The 397-nt window shown below is 67.5% G+C and carries 1 pseudogene; it reads right to left on the bottom strand.

The annotated features are described in order from the left end of the window. A pseudogene (locus D7X74_RS42475) lies at positions 1–397 on the bottom strand (transcription termination factor Rho); the annotation flags it as partial.

The following is a 397-nucleotide window of genomic DNA, read 5'->3' as shown; positions in this document are numbered from 1 at the left end:
TCCGAGCCGGGTGATCGAGTCCAGGAGTACGACGACGTCGTGGCCGAGCTCGACGAGACGCTTGGCCCGCTCGATCGCCAGCTCGGCGACGATCGTGTGGTCCTCGGCCGGACGGTCGAAGGTCGAGGCGATGACCTCGCCCTTGACCGACCGCTGCATGTCGGTGACCTCTTCGGGCCGCTCGTCGACGAGCACGACCATCAGGTGGGTCTCGGGGTTGTTCGTGGTGATGGCGTTGGCGATGGACTGGAGCACCATCGTCTTGCCCGCCTTCGGCGGCGAGACGATGAGACCGCGCTGGCCCTTGCCGATCGGTGCGACGAGGTCGATGATCCGCGTCGTCAGGATGTTCGGCTCGCTCTCCAGGCGGAGCCGGTCCTGCGGGTACAGCGGGGTG

The sequence above is a fragment of the Corallococcus sp. CA047B genome, assembly GCF_003612065.1.
GTDB lineage: Bacteria > Myxococcota > Myxococcia > Myxococcales > Myxococcaceae > Corallococcus > Corallococcus praedator.
The sequence above is the reverse complement of the archived record's forward strand: the minus strand, read 5'-3'. Positions and strand labels throughout refer to the sequence as shown.